We start from the raw sequence: 13,988 nt of genomic DNA, 5'->3' as shown, positions 1-13,988 counted from the left end.
CGCGGGACGGGGAGGACGCCCGAGATGAAGTACGTCGCGATGATCTACGGGAACCAGGCCAAGTGGGACGCGTTCCCGGCCGAGGCGTGGCCCGAGGCGATCGCCCGCCAGGAGGCGTTCAACCGCAAGTACCGGGAGACCGGTGAGCTGATCGGCGCCTACGGCCTCGCCGACGCGGCCGCCGCCCAGCTGGTACGCCGCGAGGCCGGCGCTCCCGCCGTCACCGACGGCCCCTACCTGGAGACCAAGGAGTACCTGGCCAGCTTCTACCTCCTGGACTGCGACACCCCCGAGCGCGCCCAGCAGATCGCCGCCGACATGCCCTTCGCGGACACCGACCCGGTGGAACTCTGGCCGATCCTCCACGAGTCCGCGGCGGACGTGTGAGCGGGCCGCACTCCCACGCGGTCCCGCCGGCCGACGGGCGCCCGTCGGCCGGCGGGCGCCCGCCGAGCGAAGAGCCGGCCGGCTCGGGCCCGGTCGGTGCGGGCGCGGGTTCGGCCCGCGAGTCCGTCGGCTTCGAGGCGGTGCTGCGGGCCAGTGCGCCGCGGGTGCTCGGGGTGCTGGTGCGGCGGCACGGGGACTTCTACGGGTGCGAGGACGCGGTCCAGGAGGCGCTGATCGCGGCGGCTCGGCAGTGGCCCGAGCAGGGGGTGCCCGAGCGGCCGGGGAGCTGGCTGCTGACCGTCGCCCAGCGCAAGTACGTCGACCAGGTGCGCAGCGAGGCCGCGCGCCGGCGCCGCGAGGACACGGTCGCCCTCGCCACCCCGGCGGCGGAGCTGCTCGCGGCCGCCGCCGACGAGGCGGGGGAGGAGGCGGGCGACGACTCGCTCGCCCTGCTCTTCCTCTGCTGCCACCGGGACCTGTCGCCGCCCAGCCGGATCGCGCTCACCCTGCGCGCGGTCGGCGGCCTCACCACCGCGCAGATCGCCGCCGCGTTCCTGGTGCCGGAGGCGACGATGGCGCAGCGGATCAGCCGCGCCAAGCAGACCGTCCGGGCGGCGGGCGACGCGCTCGCCCTGCCGGAGGGGGAGGACCGGGCGCCCCGGCTCGCCGAGGTCCGGCACGTGCTGTACCTGGTCTTCAACGAGGGCTACACCGCGAGCGGCGGCGACGAGCTGACCGCGCCGGAGCTGTCGACGGAGGCGATCCGGCTGGCCCGGCTGCTGAACCGGCTCGTCCCCGAGGACACCGAGACGGCGGGCCTGCTGGCCCTGATGCTGCTCACCGACGCCCGCCGCCCGGCCCGCACGGGCCCGCACGGCGAGCTGGTCCCGCTGGCGGAGCAGGACCGCACCCGCTGGGACCCGGCCCTGCTGGCCGAGGGCGTCGGCCTGATCAGCCGCACCCTCCCGCGCGGCCGGGTGGGCCCGTACCAGATCCAGGCGGCGATCGCGGCGGTGCACGACGAGGCGGAGTCGGCGGAGACGACCGACTGGCCCCAGATCCTCGCCCTGTACGAGCTCCTGGAGCGGACGGGCCCCAACCCGATGGTCACCCTGAACCGGGCGGTGGCCGTCGCCATGGTGCAGGGTCCGCGGGCCGGCCTGGACCTGCTCGACACGCTGGCCGCCGACAAGCGCCTGGCCCGTCACCACCGGCTGCTGGCCACCCGGGCCCATCTGCTGGAGCTGTCCGGCGACCCCGGGGCCGCGGCGACCGCCTACCGCGAGGCCGCCCGCCGCACCACCAGCGCGCCGGAGCGCCGGCACCTCACGGAGCGCGCCCGCCGCCTCGGATGAGGGCCCGCCGCCCCTGCGCTTACCCGAACGTGACGTGGGGTACAGTCTTCGCCCCGATTGGCGGCCCGGAGGGGCGGTATGGCAGACTAGCGGGGTTGCTCGGTTGAGTGCCGATGCTGCGCGCCTCCCGTCGGGAGGACCGGAAGCGAGTCCCACAGTACTCGTCGCCCCTTCTCAGGGGCGGACGTACGGGAATCTTCCGGGAAGTGCCAGCGGGGTACCAGCCAGGCGCCCGGTGGGTGTTCACCCCCGTTCCGCGGTCTTCGGCCGCACCCCCTTGGTTGGGAAATCCTTCGGGACTTCTTCGTAGAGGGAGTGCGACACGCCCGACCGCGTGGGTCGGAGGAAGACGCGAACCCGCCGGGTTCCGGAGCGTTAAGACAAGACAGGACTACGGAGTAGCCATGGCGGGACAGAAGATCCGCATCCGGCTCAAGGCCTACGACCACGAGGTCATCGACTCCTCGGCGAAGAAGATCGTCGAGACGGTGACCCGCACTGGTGCGTCGGTCGCGGGCCCGGTGCCGCTGCCCACTGAGAAGAACGTGTACTGCGTCATCAAGTCGCCGCACAAGTACAAGGACTCGCGCGAGCACTTCGAGATGCGCACGCACAAGCGCCTCATCGACATTCTCGACCCCACGCCGAAGACCGTCGACTCGCTCATGCGTCTCGACCTGCCGGCCGGTGTCGACATCGAGATCAAGCTCTGAGGGCGCGCGAGATGGCTAAGAACATCAAGGGCATCCTGGGCGAGAAGCTCGGCATGACGCAGGTCTGGGACGAGAACAACCGGGTCGTCCCGGTGACCGTCGTCAAGGCCGGCCCGAATGTCGTGACCCAGGTGCGTACGAACGACGTCGACGGCTACGAGTCGGTCCAGATCGCCTTCGGCGAGATCGACCCGCGCAAGGTGAACAAGCCCCTCAAGGGCCACTTCGCCAAGGCCGACGTCACCCCGCGCCGTCACCTCGTCGAGCTGCGTACCGCTGACGCCAGCGAGTACACCCTCGGCCAGGAGATCACCGCCGAGGTCTTCGAGGCGGGCATCAAGGTCGACGTGACCGGCAAGAGCAAGGGCAAGGGCTTCGCCGGTGTCATGAAGCGCCACAACTTCCGTGGTGGCAAGGCATCCCACGGTGCCCACCGCGTGCACCGCAAGCCGGGTTCGATCGGTGGCTGCGCCACCCCGGGCCGCGTCTTCAAGGGCATGCGCATGGCCGGCCGCATGGGCAACGAGCGCGTGACCACCCAGAACCTGACCGTTCACGCCGTTGACGCGGAGAAGGGCCTGCTGCTCATCAAGGGCGCGGTTCCTGGTCCGAACGGCGGCCTCGTCCTGGTCCGCACCGCGGCCAAGGGGGCCTGAGGATATGAGCACCATTGACATTCTGTCGCCTTCCGGCGACAAGACCGGGACCGTCGAGCTCCCGGCCGAGATCTTCGAAGCCAAGATCAGCGTCCCGCTGATCCACCAGGTCGTCGTCGCGCAGCTGGCCGCCGCCCGTCAGGGCACGCACAAGGTCAAGACGCGTGGCGAGGTCCGCGGTGGTGGCAAGAAGCCTTACCGCCAGAAGGGCACCGGCCGCGCCCGTCAGGGTTCGACCCGCGCCCCGCAGTTCGCCGGTGGTGGCGTCGTGCACGGTCCCGTGCCGCGTGACTACTCGCAGCGGACCCCGAAGAAGATGAAGGTCGCCGCCCTCCGCGGTGCCCTCTCCGACCGGGCGAACCACTCCCGCATCCACGTCGTCTCCGGCGTGGTCGAGGGTGCGGTCTCCACCAAGGCCGCCAAGACGCTGTTCGGCAAGATCTCGGAGCGCAAGAGCCTGCTCCTGGTCGTCGAGCGCGCCGACGAGGCCGCGTGGCTGTCCGCCCGCAACCTGCCCCAGGTGCACATCCTGGAGCCGGGCCAGCTGAACACGTACGACGTGATGCGATCCGACGACGTGGTCTTCACCCAGGCCGCCCTCGAGTCCTTCGTGTCTGGCCCCAAGGCCGACGACAACGAGGGGAACGAAGCCTGATGGCCGAGATCACCAGCAAGACCTTCACGGACCCGCGCGACGTCCTCGTCAAGCCGGTTGTCTCCGAGAAGAGCTACGCCCTGCTCGACGAGAACAAGTACACGTTCATCGTCGCGCCCGGCTCCAACAAGACCCAGATCAAGCAGGCCGTCGAAGCGGTCTTCTCGGTCAAGGTCACCGGGGTCAACACGATCAACCGCCAGGGCAAGCGCAAGCGCACCCGCACCGGTTTCGGCAAGCGCGCCAACACCAAGCGCGCCATCGTGACCCTTGCTGAGGGCAACCGAATCGACATCTTCGGCGGCCCGACCGCCTGACGGCGGTCGAGTCGTCCGATATCGGACGAGGACTGAGAAATGGGTATCCGCAAGTACAAGCCGACTACGCCGGGCCGTCGTGGCTCCTCCGTAGCCGACTTCGTCGAGATCACGCGGTCCACGCCGGAGAAGTCGCTGGTCCGCCCCCTGCACAGCAAGGGCGGCCGTAACAACACCGGCCGGATCACCGTTCGCCACCAGGGTGGTGGACACAAGCGCGCCTACCGCGTGATCGACTTCCGTCGTCACGACAAGGACGGCGTGCCGGCCAAGGTCGCTCACATCGAGTACGACCCGAACCGCACCGCGCGCATCGCGCTGCTCCACTACGCGGACGGCGAGAAGCGCTACATCATCGCTCCCAAGGGTCTGACGCAGGGTGACCGCGTCGAGAACGGCCCGGGCGCGGACATCAAGCCCGGCAACAACCTGGCTCTCCGCAACATCCCGGTCGGTACCACGATCCACGCGATCGAGCTCCGTCCCGGTGGCGGTGCCAAGTTCGCCCGCTCCGCCGGCGCCTCCGTGCAGCTGCTTGCGAAGGAGGGCACCATGGCCCACCTCCGCATGCCGTCCGGCGAGATCCGTCTGGTCGACGCCCGCTGCCGCGCCACCATCGGCGAGGTCGGCAACGCCGAGCAGTCGAACATCAACTGGGGCAAGGCCGGCCGCAAGCGCTGGCTGGGCGTTCGTCCGACCGTTCGCGGTGTGGCGATGAACCCGGTCGACCACCCGCACGGTGGTGGTGAGGGCAAGACCTCCGGTGGTCGCCACCCGGTCTCCCCGTGGGGTCAGAAGGAGGGTCGTACTCGCTCGCCGAAGAAGGCTTCGAGCAAGTACATCGTCCGCCGCCGCAAGACGAACAAGAAGCGCTAGGAGCGGGTTTAGATGCCGCGCAGTCTCAAGAAGGGACCCTTCGTCGACGGCCACCTCATCAAGAAGGTGGACGCTCAGAACGAGGCCGGTACCAAGAACGTCATCAAGACCTGGTCCCGTCGCTCCATGATCATCCCGGCGATGCTCGGGCACACGATCGCGGTGCACAACGGCAAGACCCACGTCCCGGTGTTCGTCACCGAGTCGATGGTCGGTCACAAGCTCGGCGAGTTCTCGCCGACGCGTACCTTCCGGGGCCACGTCAAGGACGACCGGAAGTCGAAGCGCCGCTAGTAGCGGATCGCATTCAGACACGTAAGTAACTGAGAGGGACAACCATGGAAGCCAGGGCCCAGGCGCGGTACATCCGCGTCACGCCCATGAAGGCCCGCCGCGTGGTGGACCTGATCCGTGGCATGGACGCCACGGAGGCTCAGGCTGTTCTGCGATTCGCTCCGCAGGCAGCCTCCGTGCCGGTCGGCAAGGTGCTCGACAGCGCCATTGCCAACGCCGCGCACAACTACGACCACACGGACGCCAACTCGCTGTTCATCAGCGAGGCGTTCGTCGACGAGGGCCCGACCCTGAAGCGGTTCCGTCCGCGTGCCCAGGGCCGTGCCTACCGGATCCGCAAGCGGACCAGCCACATCACCGTGGTCGTCAGCAGCAAGGAAGGAACCCGGTAATGGGCCAGAAGGTTAACCCGCATGGGTTCCGGCTCGGCATCACCACGGACTTCAAGTCCCGCTGGTACGCCGACAAGCTGTACAAGGACTACGTCAAGGAAGACGTCGCCATCCGCCGGATGCTGACGTCCGGCATGGAGCGCGCCGGCATCTCGAAGGTTGAGATCGAGCGCACCCGCGACCGCGTCCGCGTCGACATCCACACCGCTCGTCCGGGCATTGTCATCGGTCGCCGTGGCGCCGAGGCCGACAAGATCCGTGGCCAGCTGGAGAAGCTGACCGGCAAGCAGGTCCAGCTGAACATCCTCGAGGTCAAGAACCCCGAGGTGGACGCTCAGCTGGTGGCCCAGGCCGTCGCCGAGCAGCTCTCCTCCCGCGTCTCCTTCCGTCGGGCCATGCGTAAGAGCATGCAGTCCGCCATGAAGGCCGGCGCCAAGGGCATCAAGATCCAGTGTGGTGGCCGTCTCGGCGGCGCCGAGATGTCCCGCTCGGAGTTCTACCGCGAGGGTCGTGTGCCGCTGCACACGCTGCGCGCGAACGTCGAGTACGGCTTCTTCGAGGCCAAGACGACCTTCGGCCGCATCGGCGTGAAGGTCTGGATCTACAAGGGCGACGTCAAGAACATCGCCGAGGTCCGCGCCGAGAACGCTGCTGCCCGCGCGGGCAACCGCCCGGCCCGTGGCGGCGCTGACCGTCCGGCCGGCCGCGGTGGCCGCGGTGGCGAGCGTGGCGGTCGCGGTCGCAAGCCGCAGCAGGCTCCCGCCGCCGAGGCCCCCAAGGCCGAGGCCGCCGCCGCTCCGGCTGCTGAGAGCACCGGAACGGAGGCCTGACCGACATGCTGATCCCCCGTAGGGTCAAGCACCGCAAGCAGCACCACCCCAAGCGCTCGGGCATGAGCAAGGGTGGCACGCAGGTCGCGTTCGGCGAGTACGGCATTCAGGCCCTCACGCCGGCGTACGTGACCAACCGTCAGATCGAGGCCGCGCGTATCGCGATGACCCGCCACATCAAGCGTGGCGGCAAGGTCTGGATCAACATCTACCCGGACCGCCCGCTCACGAAGAAGCCTGCCGAGACCCGCATGGGTTCCGGTAAGGGTTCTCCGGAGTGGTGGATCGCGAACGTCAAGCCCGGTCGGGTGATGTTCGAGCTGTCCTACCCGAACGAGAAGATCGCGCGTGAGGCTCTGACTCGTGCGGCTCACAAGCTGCCGATGAAGTGCAAGATCGTTAAGCGCGAGGCAGGTGAGCTGTGATGTCGGCCGGTACCAAGGCGTCCGAGCTGCGCGAGCTGGGCAACGAGGAGCTTGTCGCCAAGCTCCGCGAGGCCAAGGAAGAGCTGTTCAACCTCCGCTTCCAGGCGGCGACGGGTCAGCTCGAGAACCACGGTCGCCTGCGGGCGGTCCGTAAGGACATCGCCCGGATCTACACCCTCATGCGAGAGCGTGAGCTCGGCATTGAGACGGTGGAGAACGCCTGATGAGCGAGAGCAACGTGACTGAGAAGACCGAGCGCAACGCTCGCAAGGTCCGCGAGGGCCTGGTCGTCAGCGACAAGATGGACAAGACCGTCGTCGTCGCCGTCGAGGACCGCGTCAAGCACGCGCTGTACGGCAAGGTCATCCGCCGTACCAACAAGCTCAAGGCTCACGACGAGCAGAACGCTGCCGGCATCGGCGACCGCGTCCTCCTGATGGAGACCCGGAAGCTGTCGTCGACGAAGCACTGGCGCGTCGTCGAGATCCTCGAGAAGGCCAAGTAATCCCTCCTAGGGGGACCCCCTAGGAACAGTTCCGCCAGGCTCGGCGGGGGACGCTGATCGACCAGCGTCCCCCGCCGGGAACCGGCAGACAATCAGGAGATAGACGTGATCCAGCAGGAGTCGCGACTTCGCGTCGCCGACAACACTGGTGCCAAGGAGATCCTTTGCATCCGTGTTCTCGGTGGCTCGGGTCGCCGCTACGCGGGCATCGGTGACGTCATCGTCGCCACCGTCAAGGACGCGATCCCCGGTGGCAACGTGAAGAAGGGTGACGTCGTCAAGGCGGTCATCGTTCGCACCGTCAAGGAGCGCCGCCGCCAGGACGGCTCGTACATCCGCTTCGACGAGAACGCCGCTGTCATTCTCAAGAACGACGGCGACCCTCGTGGCACCCGTATCTTCGGCCCGGTCGGCCGTGAGCTGCGCGAGAAGAAGTTCATGAAGATCATCTCGCTCGCGCCGGAGGTGCTGTAAGCATGAAGATCAAGAAGGGCGACCTGGTCCAGGTCATCACCGGCAAGGACAAGGGCAAGCAGGGCAAGGTCATCGCGGCCTACCCCGCCGACTCCCGTGTCCTGGTCGAGGGTGTCAACCGGGTCAAGAAGCACACGAAGGCCGGCCCGAACCAGGCCGGCGGCATCGTGACCACCGAGGCTCCGGTCCACGTCTCCAACGTCCAGCTGGTCGTGGAGAAGGACGGCGCCAAGGTCGTCACGCGTGTCGGTTACCGCTTCGACGACGAGGGCAACAAGATCCGCGTTGCCAAGCGGACGGGTGAGGACATCTGATGGCTACCACCACTCCGCGTCTCAAGACGAAGTACCGCGAGGAGATCGCGGGCAAGCTGCGCGACGAGTTCTCGTACGAGAACGTCATGCAGATCCCCGGCCTCGTGAAGATCGTGGTCAACATGGGTGTCGGCGACGCCGCCCGTGACTCGAAGCTGATCGAGGGCGCGATCCGCGACCTCACCACGATCACCGGCCAGAAGCCGGCCGTCACCAAGGCCCGCAAGTCCATCGCGCAGTTCAAGCTGCGCGAGGGCCAGCCGATCGGTGCCCACGTCACCCTCCGCGGTGACCGCATGTGGGAGTTCCTGGACCGTACGCTGTCGCTCGCGCTGCCGCGCATCCGCGACTTCCGCGGCCTGTCGCCGAAGCAGTTCGACGGCCGTGGCAACTACACCTTCGGTCTCACGGAGCAGGTCATGTTCCACGAGATCGACCAGGACAAGATCGACCGTACCCGGGGTATGGACATCACCGTGGTCACCACGGCGACCAACGACGCTGAGGGCCGTGCGCTCCTTCGTCACCTCGGCTTCCCGTTCAAGGAGGCGTAAGCGAGATGGCGAAGAAGGCTCTCATCGCGAAGGCTGCCCGCAAGCCCAAGTTCGGCGTGCGTGGCTACACGCGCTGCCAGCGCTGTGGTCGTCCCCACTCCGTGTACCGCAAGTTCGGCCTGTGCCGCGTGTGCCTCCGTGAGATGGCTCACCGTGGCGAGCTGCCGGGCGTGACCAAGAGCTCCTGGTAATTCCCCTTCGCCCATTGGGCGTTGGCGAATGACCGGAGTCTCTCGGTAGGCATTGGGTTGGCGGACTCCTGTCCCCGCATGGCTTAGGCTAGTGGGGTTGGGCGTCCGCCGCCCTTACGACTTACTACGCCGTAGGTCCCCCGCACCGCACCCGCCCCGTCTCGGATCGGGGAGAGGGATGGTGCACCAGGAAACCCCGGCGAGAGAGGCCGAAGGCCAATTCATGACCATGACTGATCCGATCGCAGACATGCTCACGCGTCTGCGTAACGCGAACTCGGCGTACCACGACACCGTGACGATGCCGCACAGCAAGATCAAGTCGCACATCGCGGAAATCCTCCAGCAGGAGGGCTTCATCACCGGCTGGAAGGTCGAGGACGCCGAGGTCGGCAAGAACCTCGTCGTCGACCTGAAGTTCGGTCCGAACCGTGAGCGCTCCATCGCGGGCATCAAGCGGATCTCGAAGCCGGGCCTCCGGGTTTACGCGAAGTCCACCAACCTGCCGAAGGTCCTCGGCGGCCTGGGCGTGGCGATCATCTCCACGTCCCACGGTCTCCTGACCGGCCAGCAGGCGCAGAAGAAGGGCGTGGGTGGGGAAGTCCTCGCCTACGTCTGGTAGTCGGGAACGGAGGAATAGCAATGTCGCGAATCGGCAAGCTCCCCATCACGGTTCCCGCCGGCGTGGACGTCACCATCGAGGGCCGCACGGTCACGGTGAAGGGTTCCAAGGGCACCCTGACCCACACCGTCGCCGCGCCGATCGAGATCGTTAAGGGCGAGGACGGCGTTCTGAACGTCACCCGTCCGAACGACGAGCGTCAGAACAAGGCCCTCCACGGCCTGTCCCGCACGCTGGTGGCCAACATGATCACCGGTGTGACCGCGGGGTACGTCAAGGCGCTCGAGATCAGCGGTGTCGGTTACCGCGTGGCCGCGAAGGGCTCCGGTCTGGAGTTCCAGCTCGGCTACAGCCACCCGATCCTTATCGAGGCGCCCGACGGCATCTCGTTCAAGGTCGAGTCGCCGACCAAGTTCTCGGTCGAGGGCATCGACAAGCAGAAGGTCGGCGAGGTCGCCGCGAACATCCGCAAGCTGCGGAAGCCCGACCCGTACAAGGCCAAGGGCGTCAAGTACGCGGGCGAGGTCATCCGCCGCAAGGTCGGAAAGGCTGGTAAGTAAGCCATGGCATACGGTGTCAAGATCGCCAAGGGCGACGCTTACAAGCGCGCCGCGAAGGCGCGTCGTCACCTGCGCATCCGCAAGAGCGTGTCGGGTACGGCGGAGCGTCCGCGCCTCGTCGTGACGCGTTCCAACCGCGGCATCACCGCGCAGGTCATCGATGACCTGAAGGGCCACACCGTGGCGTCGGCGTCCCACCTGGACGCCTCCGTCCGCGGCGGCGAGGGCTCCAAGTCCTCGCAGGCCCAGCAGGTCGGCGCCCTGGTCGCCGAGCGCGCCAAGGCCGCCGGTGTCGAGGCCGTCGTGTTCGACCGTGGTGGCAACAGGTACGCCGGGCGCATTGCCGCTCTGGCTGACGCCGCCCGCGAAGCCGGGCTGAAGTTCTAAGCCCCGGTTCCGGGACTAACGGACGTAACAGAGAGAGGTAATCCAATGGCTGGACCCCAGCGCCGCGGCAGCGGTGCCGGTGGCGGCGAGCGGCGGGACCGGAAGGGCCGCGACGGTGGCGCTGCCGCCGCCGAGAAGACCGCGTACGTTGAGCGCGTAGTCGCGATCAACCGCGTCGCCAAGGTTGTCAAGGGTGGTCGTCGTTTCAGCTTCACCGCGCTGGTCGTGGTGGGCGACGGTGACGGCACCGTCGGTGTCGGTTACGGCAAGGCCAAGGAGGTGCCGGCCGCCATCGCCAAGGGTGTTGAGGAGGCCAAGAAGCACTTCTTCAAGGTCCCCCGTATCCAGGGCACCATCCCGCACCCCATCCAGGGTGAGAAGGCCGCGGGCGTCGTCCTGCTCAAGCCGGCTTCCCCCGGTACCGGTGTTATCGCCGGTGGCCCGGTGCGCGCCGTGCTCGAGTGCGCCGGCGTTCACGACATCCTGTCGAAGTCCCTCGGCTCCGACAACGCGATCAACATCGTGCACGCGACCGTGGAGGCCCTCAAGGGCCTGCAGCGTCCCGAGGAGATCGCGGCTCGCCGTGGTCTGCCCCTCGAGGACGTCGCCCCCGCGGCTCTGCTCCGTGCGCGTGCGGGAGCGGGTGCGTAATGGCTCGCCTCAAGATCACGCAGACGAAGTCGTACATCGGTAGCAAGCAGAACCACCGCGACACGCTGCGTTCGCTCGGGCTCAAGCGCCTGAACGACGTGGTCGTCAAGGAGGACCGCCCCGAGTTCCGCGGAATGGTGCACACCGTCCGCCACCTCGTGACGGTTGAGGAGGTCGACTGATCATGGCGGAGAACAACCCGCTCAAGATCCACAACCTCCGTCCCGCCCCGGGCGCCAAGACCGCCAAGACCCGTGTCGGTCGTGGTGAGGCGTCGAAGGGTAAGACGGCCGGTCGTGGTACCAAGGGCACCAAGGCCCGTTACCAGGTTCCGGAGCGCTTCGAGGGTGGCCAGATGCCCCTCCACATGCGTCTCCCGAAGCTCAAGGGCTTCAAGAACCCGTTCCGCACCGAGTACCAGGTCGTGAACCTGGACAAGCTGGCCGCGCTCTACCCGCAGGGTGGCGAGGTCACGGTGGCCGATCTGGTCGCCAAGGGTGCGGTTCGTAAGAACCAGCTCGTCAAGGTGCTCGGCACCGGCGAGGTCTCCGTGGCGCTTCAGGTGACGGTCGACGCCGTCTCCGGCTCCGCCAAGGAGAAGATCGCCGCTGCTGGCGGCACCGTCACCGAGCTCGTCTGAGACGACTCGATGGCCTGAACATCCGACCGGGGATGCCTCTCAAAAGGGGCATCCCCGGTTGGTCGTTCCTAGGGGGGCATGGTCGCCGGTAAGGTGGCGTGCACCGTCCATGCTCATGCGGTATAGACCGCGGAGCCGGGACCGATCCAATCAGTCCTTATCGAATCTCAAGACCGTCACCTCTGACGCATAGCGCGGGGGTCGCAGGAGGCACCGTGCTCACCGGCTTCGCCCGGGCGTTCAAGACGCCCGACCTGCGCAAGAAGCTGCTCTTCACGCTGGCGATCATCGTGCTGTACCGCCTCGGGGCCCACATCCCGGTCCCCGGTGTCAGCTACGAGGCCGTCCAGATGTGCGTGGACCAGGCGAGCGAAGGCAACAACAGCCTGTTCGGCCTGGTGAACATGTTCAGTGGCGGCGCACTGCTGCAGATCACCATCTTCGCGCTCGGCATCATGCCGTACATCACGGCGAGCATCATCCTCCAGCTGCTCACCGTCGTGATCCCGCGTCTCGAAGCCCTCAAGAAGGAGGGCCAGAGCGGTACGGCGAAGATCACGCAGTACACCCGCTACCTGACGATCGCGCTGGCGATCCTCCAGGGCACGGGCCTCGTGGCCACCGCCAAGAGCGGTGCGCTGTTCAGCGGCTGCCCCGTCGCCGACCAGGTCGTCCCGGACCCCTCGATCTTCACCATCACGGTGATGGTCCTCACCATGACCGCCGGCACCGCCCTCGTGATGTGGCTCGGCGAGCTCATCACCGACCGCGGCATCGGCAACGGCATGTCGATCCTGATGTTCATCTCGATCGCCGCCGGCTTCCCGGGCGCCCTGTGGGCCATCAAGGAGAGCGGCAAGCTCGCCCAGGGCTGGATCGAGTTCGGCACCGTCATCCTCATCGGCTTCGTGATGGTGGCCCTCGTCGTCTTCGTCGAGCAGGCCCAGCGCCGCATCCCGGTGCAGTACGCGAAGCGCATGATCGGCCGCAGGTCGTACGGCGGTACGTCCACGTACATCCCGCTGAAGGTGAACCAGGCAGGTGTGATTCCTGTCATCTTCGCGTCGTCGCTGCTCTACATCCCGGCTCTCATCGCGCAGTTCTCCAACTCGAGCTCGGGCTGGAAGACCTGGATCGAAGCCCACTTCGTCAAGGGTGACCACCCCTACTACATCGCGACGTACTTCCTTCTGATCGTGTTCTTCGCCTTCTTCTACGTGGCGATCTCGTTCAACCCCGAGGAAGTCGCCGACAACATGAAGAAGTATGGTGGCTTCATCCCGGGTATCCGGGCTGGTCGACCTACTGCCGAGTACCTGAGCTACGTGCTCAACCGGATCACTTGGCCGGGCTCGCTGTACTTGGGTCTGATCGCTCTTGTGCCGACGATGGCGTTGGCAGGCTTCGGCGGTGCCAATGCCAACTTCCCCTTCGGTGGGACGAGCATCCTCATCATCGTGGGTGTCGGGCTGGAGACCGTGAAGCAGATCGAGAGCCAGCTCCAGCAGCGCAATTACGAAGGGTTCCTCCGCTGATGCGAATCGTCCTCGTCGGACCGCCCGGGGCCGGCAAGGGAACGCAGGCCGCGTTCCTTGCCAAGAACCTGGCCATCCCGCACATCTCCACGGGTGACCTGTTCCGTGCCAACATCTCGCAGGGCACGGCGCTGGGCCTGGAGGCGAAGGGTTACATGGACCGGGGCGAGCTCGTCCCGGACGAGGTGACCATCGGGATGGCCAAGGACCGCATGGAGCAGTCGGACGCCGCCAACGGCTTCCTGCTCGACGGTTTCCCGCGCAACGTGGCTCAGGCCGAGGCCCTGGATGTCGTGCTCAAGGCGGACGACATGCAGCTGGACGCGGTCCTGGACCTCGAGGTCCCCGAGGACGAGGTCGTGAAGCGGATCGCGGGTCGCCGCATCTGCCGCAACGACTCCTCGCACGTCTTCCACGTCGAGTACAACGCCCCGAAGACCGCGGGCGTCTGCGACACCTGTGGTGGTGAGCTCTACCAGCGCGCCGACGACTCCGAGGAGACCGTCCGTACGCGCCTGGAGGTCTACCACACGCAGACCGAGCCGATCATCGACTACTACCGGGCGCAGAACCTGGTCGTGACGATCTCGGCGCTCGGCAAGGTGGACGAGGTCACGGCGCGGGCGATGGACGCGCTGAAGAAGTAACCCCCACG

Annotated in this window: 25 protein-coding genes; all 25 read left to right on the top strand. The window is 67.3% G+C overall.

Annotated elements, in window-relative coordinates; genetic code table 11:
• Nucleotides 1–24 precede the first annotated feature (24 nt).
• Nucleotides 25–387 carry a YciI family protein gene (locus ACFXMG_RS15690; RefSeq protein WP_383830991.1) on the top strand — a complete coding sequence of 121 codons (363 nt, stop codon included), beginning with the start codon at nucleotides 25–27 and terminating at the stop codon, nucleotides 385–387.
• Nucleotides 388–527: 140 nt separating this feature from the next.
• A complete protein-coding gene (locus ACFXMG_RS15685) occupies nucleotides 528–1,742 on the top strand; it encodes an RNA polymerase sigma factor (RefSeq protein ID WP_383826891.1) in 1,215 nt (404 codons plus the stop codon).
• A gap of 404 nt (nucleotides 1,743–2,146) precedes the next feature.
• Nucleotides 2,147–2,455: a 30S ribosomal protein S10 gene (rpsJ, locus tag ACFXMG_RS15680; RefSeq protein ID WP_003948644.1), complete on the top strand. Its 309-nt coding sequence runs from the start codon at nucleotides 2,147–2,149 to the stop codon at nucleotides 2,453–2,455.
• A gap of 11 nt (nucleotides 2,456–2,466) precedes the next feature.
• The gene (gene rplC / locus ACFXMG_RS15675) at nucleotides 2,467–3,111 is read left to right on the top strand and encodes a 50S ribosomal protein L3 (RefSeq protein WP_043230269.1); all 645 of its coding nucleotides are present in this window, start codon (nucleotides 2,467–2,469) and stop codon (nucleotides 3,109–3,111) included.
• 4 nt (nucleotides 3,112–3,115) lie between these two features.
• Nucleotides 3,116–3,766: a 50S ribosomal protein L4 gene (gene rplD / locus ACFXMG_RS15670; protein ID WP_383826895.1), complete on the top strand. Its 651-nt coding sequence runs from the start codon at nucleotides 3,116–3,118 to the stop codon at nucleotides 3,764–3,766.
• Nucleotides 3,766–4,083 (top strand): 50S ribosomal protein L23, encoded by a 318-nt coding sequence (rplW, locus tag ACFXMG_RS15665; protein ID WP_030759382.1) that lies wholly within the window; start codon nucleotides 3,766–3,768, stop codon nucleotides 4,081–4,083. Before rplD ends, rplW begins: the two co-directional genes overlap by 1 nt.
• A gap of 39 nt (nucleotides 4,084–4,122) precedes the next feature.
• The gene (rplB, locus tag ACFXMG_RS15660) at nucleotides 4,123–4,959 is read left to right on the top strand and encodes a 50S ribosomal protein L2 (RefSeq protein ID WP_362468554.1); all 837 of its coding nucleotides are present in this window, start codon (nucleotides 4,123–4,125) and stop codon (nucleotides 4,957–4,959) included.
• A gap of 12 nt (nucleotides 4,960–4,971) precedes the next feature.
• A complete protein-coding gene (gene rpsS / locus ACFXMG_RS15655; protein ID WP_043230274.1) occupies nucleotides 4,972–5,253 on the top strand; it encodes a 30S ribosomal protein S19 in 282 nt (93 codons plus the stop codon).
• A gap of 44 nt (nucleotides 5,254–5,297) precedes the next feature.
• Nucleotides 5,298–5,645, top strand: a complete 348-nt coding sequence (rplV, locus tag ACFXMG_RS15650; RefSeq protein ID WP_383826898.1) for a 50S ribosomal protein L22 — start codon at nucleotides 5,298–5,300, stop codon at nucleotides 5,643–5,645.
• Nucleotides 5,645–6,475, top strand: a complete 831-nt coding sequence (gene rpsC, locus ACFXMG_RS15645) for a 30S ribosomal protein S3 (protein WP_030759375.1) — start codon at nucleotides 5,645–5,647, stop codon at nucleotides 6,473–6,475. The genes rplV and rpsC overlap by 1 nt, the downstream gene beginning before the upstream one ends.
• 5 nt (nucleotides 6,476–6,480) lie before the next feature.
• Nucleotides 6,481–6,900 (top strand): 50S ribosomal protein L16, encoded by a 420-nt coding sequence (gene rplP, locus ACFXMG_RS15640; RefSeq protein WP_015035580.1) that lies wholly within the window; start codon nucleotides 6,481–6,483, stop codon nucleotides 6,898–6,900.
• Entirely contained in the window at nucleotides 6,900–7,124 is a 225-nt protein-coding gene (gene rpmC / locus ACFXMG_RS15635; protein ID WP_030494258.1) for a 50S ribosomal protein L29, read from the top strand. Before rplP ends, rpmC begins: the two co-directional genes overlap by 1 nt.
• Nucleotides 7,124–7,405: a 30S ribosomal protein S17 gene (rpsQ, locus tag ACFXMG_RS15630; protein WP_024755411.1), complete on the top strand. Its 282-nt coding sequence runs from the start codon at nucleotides 7,124–7,126 to the stop codon at nucleotides 7,403–7,405. Before rpmC ends, rpsQ begins: the two co-directional genes overlap by 1 nt.
• A 105-nt stretch (nucleotides 7,406–7,510) precedes the next feature.
• Nucleotides 7,511–7,879 (top strand): 50S ribosomal protein L14, encoded by a 369-nt coding sequence (rplN, locus tag ACFXMG_RS15625; protein ID WP_003956455.1) that lies wholly within the window; start codon nucleotides 7,511–7,513, stop codon nucleotides 7,877–7,879.
• A 2-nt stretch (nucleotides 7,880–7,881) separates the two neighbouring features.
• Nucleotides 7,882–8,193 carry a 50S ribosomal protein L24 gene (gene rplX / locus ACFXMG_RS15620; RefSeq protein WP_383826902.1) on the top strand — a complete coding sequence of 104 codons (312 nt, stop codon included), beginning with the start codon at nucleotides 7,882–7,884 and terminating at the stop codon, nucleotides 8,191–8,193.
• Nucleotides 8,190–8,747 (top strand): 50S ribosomal protein L5, encoded by a 558-nt coding sequence (gene rplE / locus ACFXMG_RS15615; RefSeq protein ID WP_383826996.1) that lies wholly within the window; start codon nucleotides 8,190–8,192, stop codon nucleotides 8,745–8,747. Before rplX ends, rplE begins: the two co-directional genes overlap by 4 nt.
• Nucleotides 8,748–8,752: 5 nt before the next feature.
• Nucleotides 8,753–8,938, top strand: coding sequence for a type Z 30S ribosomal protein S14 (locus ACFXMG_RS15610; RefSeq protein WP_003948630.1), 186 nt, complete (start codon nucleotides 8,753–8,755; stop codon nucleotides 8,936–8,938).
• 223 nt (nucleotides 8,939–9,161) lie between these two features.
• Nucleotides 9,162–9,560: a 30S ribosomal protein S8 gene (gene rpsH, locus ACFXMG_RS15605; RefSeq protein ID WP_030759363.1), complete on the top strand. Its 399-nt coding sequence runs from the start codon at nucleotides 9,162–9,164 to the stop codon at nucleotides 9,558–9,560.
• Between the two features lie 20 nt (nucleotides 9,561–9,580).
• Entirely contained in the window at nucleotides 9,581–10,120 is a 540-nt protein-coding gene (gene rplF, locus ACFXMG_RS15600; protein WP_383826905.1) for a 50S ribosomal protein L6, read from the top strand.
• Nucleotides 10,121–10,123: 3 nt separating this feature from the next.
• Entirely contained in the window at nucleotides 10,124–10,507 is a 384-nt protein-coding gene (rplR, locus tag ACFXMG_RS15595) for a 50S ribosomal protein L18 (RefSeq protein ID WP_360308990.1), read from the top strand.
• Between the two features lie 45 nt (nucleotides 10,508–10,552).
• The gene (gene rpsE / locus ACFXMG_RS15590) at nucleotides 10,553–11,158 is read left to right on the top strand and encodes a 30S ribosomal protein S5 (RefSeq protein ID WP_030201551.1); all 606 of its coding nucleotides are present in this window, start codon (nucleotides 10,553–10,555) and stop codon (nucleotides 11,156–11,158) included.
• Nucleotides 11,158–11,340, top strand: a complete 183-nt coding sequence (rpmD, locus tag ACFXMG_RS15585; protein WP_005313525.1) for a 50S ribosomal protein L30 — start codon at nucleotides 11,158–11,160, stop codon at nucleotides 11,338–11,340. The genes rpsE and rpmD overlap by 1 nt, the downstream gene beginning before the upstream one ends.
• 2 nt (nucleotides 11,341–11,342) lie before the next feature.
• Nucleotides 11,343–11,798: a 50S ribosomal protein L15 gene (gene rplO / locus ACFXMG_RS15580; protein ID WP_030494264.1), complete on the top strand. Its 456-nt coding sequence runs from the start codon at nucleotides 11,343–11,345 to the stop codon at nucleotides 11,796–11,798.
• Between the two features lie 215 nt (nucleotides 11,799–12,013).
• Complete coding sequence (secY, locus tag ACFXMG_RS15575) at nucleotides 12,014–13,333, top strand: preprotein translocase subunit SecY (RefSeq protein WP_383826910.1); 1,320 nt, start codon at nucleotides 12,014–12,016, stop codon at nucleotides 13,331–13,333.
• Nucleotides 13,333–13,980 (top strand): adenylate kinase, encoded by a 648-nt coding sequence (locus ACFXMG_RS15570; protein WP_383826913.1) that lies wholly within the window; start codon nucleotides 13,333–13,335, stop codon nucleotides 13,978–13,980. Before secY ends, ACFXMG_RS15570 begins: the two co-directional genes overlap by 1 nt.
• Nucleotides 13,981–13,988: the final 8 nt, after the last annotated feature.

The sequence above is a fragment of the Streptomyces sp. NPDC059201 genome (assembly GCF_042754585.1).
GTDB lineage: Bacteria > Actinomycetota > Actinomycetes > Streptomycetales > Streptomycetaceae > Streptomyces.
Note: the sequence above shows the minus strand (reverse complement) of the source record. Positions and strands in the feature narration are given on the sequence as shown.